The sequence below is a fragment of the Aestuariivirga sp. genome (genome assembly GCF_044239095.1).
In the GTDB taxonomy this organism is placed as follows: domain Bacteria; phylum Pseudomonadota; class Alphaproteobacteria; order Rhizobiales; family Aestuariivirgaceae; genus Aestuariivirga.
In genome coordinates, this window is the sequence record NZ_JBIICB010000242.1 from 1 (window position 1) to 6,748 (window position 6,748).

Annotated in this window: 5 protein-coding genes and 1 pseudogene; 3 read left to right on the top strand and 3 right to left on the bottom strand. The window is 68.2% G+C overall.

All coding sequences use genetic code 11. The features are described from left to right. From ACILRA_RS17815 to ACILRA_RS17825, 3 genes and pseudogenes are all read left to right on the top strand, one after another. Positions 1–989 (top strand): annotated as a pseudogene (locus ACILRA_RS17815) (alpha-2-macroglobulin family protein); the annotation flags it as partial. Position 990: 1 nt separating this feature from the next. Then, positions 991–3,075 carry a penicillin-binding protein 1C gene (gene pbpC, locus ACILRA_RS17820; protein WP_395663410.1) on the top strand — a complete coding sequence of 695 codons (2,085 nt, stop codon included), beginning with the start codon at positions 991–993 and terminating at the stop codon, positions 3,073–3,075. A 67-nt stretch (positions 3,076–3,142) separates the two neighbouring features. Further along, a complete protein-coding gene (locus ACILRA_RS17825) occupies positions 3,143–4,345 on the top strand; it encodes an AGE family epimerase/isomerase (protein WP_395663411.1) in 1,203 nt (400 codons plus the stop codon). Positions 4,346–4,351: 6 nt separating this feature from the next. Here the strand turns inward: ACILRA_RS17825 and ACILRA_RS17830 are convergent, their stop codons facing one another. The 3 genes from ACILRA_RS17830 to crtI all read right to left on the bottom strand — a co-directional run. Then, positions 4,352–4,486, bottom strand: coding sequence for a hypothetical protein (locus ACILRA_RS17830; RefSeq protein ID WP_395663412.1), 135 nt, complete (start codon positions 4,484–4,486; stop codon positions 4,352–4,354). Then, positions 4,483–5,511, bottom strand: a complete 1,029-nt coding sequence (locus ACILRA_RS17835) for a phytoene/squalene synthase family protein (protein ID WP_395663413.1) — start codon at positions 5,509–5,511, stop codon at positions 4,483–4,485. Before ACILRA_RS17835 ends, ACILRA_RS17830 begins: the two co-directional genes overlap by 4 nt. Further along, a partial coding sequence (gene crtI, locus ACILRA_RS17840; protein ID WP_395663414.1) for a phytoene desaturase family protein occupies positions 5,492–6,748 on the bottom strand: 1,257 nt, incomplete at its 5' end. The genes crtI and ACILRA_RS17835, both read right to left, overlap by 20 nt.

The window sequence follows — 6,748 nt, forward strand, 5'->3', positions numbered from 1 at the left end:
CCGGCCGCGCGCCGGTGGGCGACCTCAAATACCTGGCGGATACCAAGCTCAACGGCTTCGGCTCACCGCTGGCGCGCGCCCAGATCGCCTCAGCCCTGGCCATGCTGGGCGACGGTGAGCGCGCCGACACCGCCTTCGCCGCGGCGATCGAGGCACTGGGCGCCGATGTCGAATCGACTGCCCGCGGCCAATACCGCAGCGACTATGGCAGCGTGCTGCGCGATGCCGCGGCGGTCCTCGCGCTGGCGGCGGACGCCAAGGCAAAGCCCGATATCATCCGCACCGCAATGAGCGCGGTCGAGGTGGAACGCGCCCGCTCCTCCTACGCCTCAACACAGGACATGGCCTGGCTGGTGCTCGCCGCACGTGCCGCAGCCGCTGAAGCCGGCGCAATCCGGCTCAACGTTGACGGCACGGCGCATCAGGGCAGCCTCAACCGCATCTATGGCGAACAGGCCCTCACGAAGGACGTGCGCGTCAGCAATGCGGGGCCGGACCAGCTGCGCGCCACCGTCGCCATCTCGGGCGCACCGCTGGTGCCGGAGCCTGCCGCCAGCAACGGCCTCGTCATCGAGCGCGCCTATTTCACGCCCGGCGGCGAGCCAGTAGACATCACGCGGGTGAAGCAGAACACGCGCCTCATCGCCGTGCTCAGCGTCATGAAGCCTGATGGTGCGGCAGAGTCAGGAACCTTCCTGCTGGTCGATCCGCTGCCCGCGGGGCTCGAGATCGAGAACCCGGCACTCGTCGCCTCCGGCAGCGCCGCAAGCCTGCCGTGGCTCACCGACACCACCTGGGCCACCTACACGGAGTTCCGCGACGACCGCTTCGTCGCGAGCTTCAACGAGTCAACCGCCAAGCTCGCCTACATGGTGCGCGCCGTGGCACCCGGCCAGTACAGCCACCCCGGCGCCTTCGTCGAGGACATGTACCGGCCGGAAATCAACGCCCGCACCGCGCACGGTGCCATCACGGTCGAAAGGCCCTGAGATGACGCGCGGCACATGGCAGCTCCGCCTCTATGCGGGGCTGCTCTGCGGCCTGTTGCTCGTCAACATCGCGGGCTTCACGGTCACGGAAACGCTCCGCCGCCTCGGCCCCGTGCCGCTGGGAGACAAGATCGCCTACTCGACCCTCGTCGTCGACAGCGGCGGCAAACTGCTGCGCCCCTTCATCACGAAGGATGGCTACTGGCGCCTGCCGGTCTCAAGCGCGGAGGTTGACCCGCGCTTCCTCGCCATGCTCATCGCCTATGAAGACAAGCGCTTCCACGCGCACAACGGGGTTGATCCGCAAGCCCTCGCGCGTGCGGCATGGCAGGCGCTGGCAAGCGGCCGCATCGTCTCGGGCGGCTCGACGCTCACCATGCAGGTGGCCCGCCTGCTCGAGCCGCGCCCCAAGCGCCGGCTCACCGACAAGCTCGCCGAAATGATCCGTGCACTGCAGATCGAGCAGCGCCTCAGCAAGGCCGAAATTCTCGATCTCTACCTTGCACTCGCCCCCTATGGCGGCAACATCGAGGGCACGCGCGCCGCATCGCTCGCCTATTTCGGCAAGGAGCCGAAGCGTCTTTCGACCGCCGAGGCTGCCCTCCTCGTCGCACTTCCGCAGGCCCCCGAGTGGCGCCGGCCGGACCGCCACCCGCAGCGCGCCGAGGCCGCCCGTAACCGCGTCATCGCGCGCCTCGCCGGGCAAGGCCTCGTCAATGCCGATCAGGCAGAGGCCGCCAGTGCAGAGGCTGCCCCCCAGGGCCGCCTCGCCTTTCCGATGTTCGCCGCCCATGTGGCGGAGCGGCTGGCAAGGCAGGCGCCGCCCGGCAGCGTGCAGCAGACCAGCATCGACCGCGGCCTCCAGTCCGCGCTCGAGACTCTGGCCCGCGAACGCGCCATCGCCATCGGCTCCGGCGTCGCTGCTGCCATCCTCGTTGCTGACAGCCGCACCGGCGAGGTCCGCGCCCATGTCGGCGGCACGGGCTATTTCGACCAGGTCCGCGCCGGGCAGATGGATCTTGCATCCGCGCTCCGCTCGCCCGGCTCCACATTGAAGCCCTTCATCTACGGCCTCGCCTTTGAGGACGGCGTGGTCCATCCCGAAACCCTCATCGACGACCGCGCCATCCGCTACGGCGCCTATGCGCCGGAGAATTTCGACGACAGCTTCCACGGCACCGTCACGGTCAGGACGGCGCTGCAGCAGTCGCTCAACGTGCCGGCCCTTCAGGTGTTGAATGTTGTGGGCCCCGGAAGGCTCGCGGCGCGGCTCGGCAATGCCGGCGTCAGGCTGGTGCTGCCGGAGAATGCGGGCCCCGGCCTCGCCGTGGGCCTCGGTGGTGCGGGCGTGCGCCTCACCGATCTCGCAGCCCTTTACGTGGCCCTCGCGCGCGGCGGTGAGCCCGTAGCCCTCAGCTGGCACATGGAGGAGCGCCGCGCGCCCAAGCCCCTGCGCCGCCTGCTGGAGCCCGCCGCCAGCTGGATGATCGGCGACGTGTTGAAGGGTGCTCCCACGCCGCAGAACGCGCTGGGCGGCCAGATCGCCTTCAAGACCGGCACCTCCTATGGCTACCGGGATGCCTGGGCCGTGGGCTATGACGGCGCCAACACCATCGCCGTCTGGGTCGGACGGCCGGATGGCGCAGCCGTTCCCGGCGTCGTCGGCAGGCTTGCCGCGGCACCCATCCTGTTCGAGGCCTTCCAGCGGCTCGGGCCCGCGCGCCAGCCGCTTGGCCCAGCCCCGGCCGGCACCGTCATCGCCCGCACGGCGGAGCTTCCCGCAGCCCTCCAGCGCTTCCGTCCCGGCGCGCTGCCGCAGGTCGCTAGCCATGCGCGGGCCGATTCGCCTCCTGCCATCGCCTTCCCGCCCGATGGCGCAAGAATCGAACTTGGAAGCGATCCCGCCTTGAGCCTCAAGGTTCTCGGTGGAACCCCGCCCTTCACCTGGCTCGCTGACGGCGTGCCCATCGCCACGCAGGAATTCCGGCGTGACACCTTCTGGGACACGGCCCTCAAGGGCTTCGCGCGGCTCTCCGTTATCGATGCCAAGGGCAAGACCGCCACCGCCCGCGTGCGGGTGGAGTGAAGCGCCCCTCCCACAAGGCCCGGCCCTGTGCTACGGCCAAGGCCTGAACCCTCAGGACCAAGAACCGATGACCGATACGCCCTGGACCACCCGCCCCGCCCACCGTGACTGGCTGATGAGCAAGGCCAACGCCCTCTTCGACCTCTTCCAGCACAATGCGGTGAACCCGAAGGGTGGCTTCTTCGATCTGGACGCGGCCGGACGGCCCATGGGCCATCTGCGCCAGATCCACGCCACGGCGCGCATGGTGCATTGCTTTGCCATCGGATCGCGGCTCGGAAGGCCGGGCTCGGACCTCATCGTCGACCATGGCATGCGCTATTTGTGGGAGGGCCACCGCGACGGAGTGCACGGGGGCTATTGCTGGTCGCTCGACGACAATGGCTATCAGGACGCCTCGAAACAGGCCTATGGCCACGCCTTCGTGCTGCTCGCCGCGGCGGATGCGAAGGTGCTTGGCCATCCACTGGCCGACCAGATGCTGGCCGACATCACAGACGTCCTCGAATCCCGGTTCTGGGAGGAACGCCACGGCGCCGTTTCCGAAGAATATGCGCGCGACTGGTCGAAGATCACCGCCTACCGCGGACAGAACTCCAACATGCACCTCACGGAGGCACTGATGGCCGCCTATGAGGCCACGGGCGAGGCCCTCTATCTCGACAAGGCCAAGCGCATCGCCAGCCTTGTCATCGGCCGCCACGCCGCGTCACTCGACTATGTGGTGGCGGAGCACTTCGACGAGAATTGGAACATCGACCGCGCCTACAAGGGCTCGGACATGTTCCGCCCGGCGGGCACGACACCGGGCCACTGGCTCGAATGGGCGCGGCTCATGGCCCAGCTCTGGGTGCTCGACGGCCGCCGGGAGGCCTGGCACATCGAGGCCGCCCACAAGCTGTTCCGCAGCGCCGTCGAGCGCGGCTGGGATACCCGCACCGGCGGCTTCTACTATACGCTCGATTTCGACCACCGCCCGGCGCTGACCCACCGGATCTGGTGGCCCGCCACCGAAGCGATCGGCGCCGCAGCCTTCCTTGCCGCGCTGAAGCCCGATCCCTTCCTCGAGCACTGGTACCGCAAGGTCTGGGATTTCTCGGCTCAATACTTCATCGATCCGGCCAATGGCGGCTGGTTCGGCGAACTGGGCGATGACCTGAAACCCATCGACCGGTTCTTCACCGGCAAGCCCGACATCTACCACGCCCTGCAGGCCTGCCTGATCCCGCTCCATCCGGCCACGGGAAGTCTGATGCGCGCTGTGGCGTGATGGGCCTCAGCTGGCTTCGCTGGAGTCGGGCGGCGGCTTCTTCTTGTCGCGCTGCAAGCTCCACAATTCCCGGAAGCCGAAGCCGAGGACGAGGGCGAGCACCAGCAGCAATTTGACGAGCATGATGGCGTCCGTGCTCACGGGCGCTGCTTCTCGAGGCGGGTGAAAAGGTCGGTGAGCCACTTCGCGCGCTCATCGAGGGTGCGCGGCGGGCCGATGGGCGTTCCGGCCAGCGCCACGGCATCAACGAGGAACTGCGCCTCGGGAAGTGCTGGCTGCCCGGTCTGCGGCACGGAGCGCAGGCAGGCGGTCACCGCCTGCCCCAGCAGCGAAAGCTTCCGGCGCGAGGACACGACGGCGCGGCGCGAGACGCTGTCGCAGCCATTGCGCTCCACCGCGCGGCCGATCTCGGCATAGAGCACGCGTGCAGCATGGATCGACGGGCGGCAGCCCGGCGGCAGCAAGGCGATGCCGGAGAGGCTGCGCGCGTAGAGCGCATCGGCCCCGTCGAGAAGGCGTTTCAGAATGCCGCGCAGCGCCGGCGAGGGCTGCGGATCCTCGAGGAAGCGGTCCGCATCGATGCCCGCCTCCGCCATCCAGTCCAGCGGCAGGTAGAGCCTGCCGTTGCGCGCATCCTCGCCCACATCGCGCGCAATGTTTGTGAGCTGCATGGCAATGCCCAGGTCGCAGGCCCGCGCGATGGCATAGGGCTGGCGCACCTGCATGACGAGCGACATCATGGCGCCCACCGTGCCCGCCACGCGCACGGCATAGGCGTGAAGCTCGTCCACCGACTGATAGCGCCGGCCGCTGGCATCCCAGGCGAAGCCCTCGATCAGGGCTTCGGGGATTTCGCGCGGGATGGCGAAGCGCGCCGCGACATCGGCGAAGGCGCGGTCGGCTGGTTGATTCTCAGGCTGGCCGCGGTAGATGCGGTCGAGCCGTACCATCAGCTGGTCGACGGCGGCCCGGCTGTCGGCTGAGCGGTCGACGAGGTCGTCGGCAACGCGGCAGAAGGCATAGAGCGAGCGCGCCGCATCGCACACGCGCTGCGGCAGCAGGAGCGAGGCCGTGTAGAAGGTCTTCGAGCCGTCGCGGATCATCTGGCGGCATTCCGCCAGATCCGCCGGGCTGACCACTGCCTGTTCAGGCGAAAGCTGATGCATGGGGAACGACCGTGTCGAGGATGCGGGCGGAGGAGATGACGCCGGGAATGCCCGCACCGGGGTGCGTGCCTGCGCCCACCAGGAACAGGTTCTCGATGTCCTCTGCCTTGTTGTTGGGGCGGAACCAGGCGCTCTGCAGCAGCACGGGCTCAAGCCCGAAGGCCGCACCCTTGTAGGAAGAGAGGCGGTTTTCGAAATCGATCGGCGTGATGAGCTTCTCCGAGACGATGTGATCGCGCAAGCCCGGCAGCACGGTGGCCTCAAGATGCGCGGCGATGGCGTCGCGGTAGGAGGCCGCGCGCCTTGTCCAGTCGATGCCGGAATCCTGGTGCGGCACGGGCGAGAGCACGTAGAAGGACTCGCAGCCCGGCGGCGCCAGCGACGGGTCAGACGCCGTCGGGCGGTGAAGGTAGAGGCTGAAGTCCCCCGCCAGGTGCTTGCGCTCGAAGATGTCGTGCAAGAGTTCGCGGTAGCGCGGGCCCATCATGATGGTGTGGTGACGAACATCCGCATACTGACGGTTGGTGCCGAAGTACCAGACGAACAGGCTCATGGAATAGCGCGCGCGCTTCAGCTTCGCATCCGACCAGCGCTTGCGCGGGGCGTTGCGCAGCAGTTTCAGGTAGGTATGTGCGGTCTCGGCGTTGGAGACCACGATCGAGGCCTTGACTTCGCGGCCATCCAGCAGCCTGACGCCGGAGGCGCGGTTTGCCTCGCAGGTGATTTCGTCAACGCCACTGTTGAGCGCGACGGCGCCGCCCTGGCGCTCGATGAGCTTCACCATGGCCCGCACCAGCTGGCCGGTGCCGCCCTTGGCCCAGTGCACGCCGTATTCGCGCTCGAGATGGGCGATCATGGAATAGATGGCAGTGACCTTGAACGGGTTACCGCCGATGAACAGCGGATGAAAGCTCAGCGCCATGCGGATCTTGGGGTGCTTCACCCGTGCTGCCACATGCTGGTGCACGGTGCGCCAGGCGCCAAGCCGCAAAAGGTCTGGCGCGATCTTCAGCATGTCGAGCGGCGAGCCGAAGGGCACGTGCCCGAGCTGCTCGAACCCGATGCGGTAGATGCGCTCGCTCTCGGCCATGAAGGTGTCGTAGCCCGCCACGTCACCGGGAGAGATGCGGCGGACCTCCTCGCGCATGCGCACGGGGTCGGCCGAGCAGCTCATCACCGTGCCGTCGTCGAAGCGGATGTCGTAGAAGGGATTGAGCGGGGCCAGCGTGACATCGTC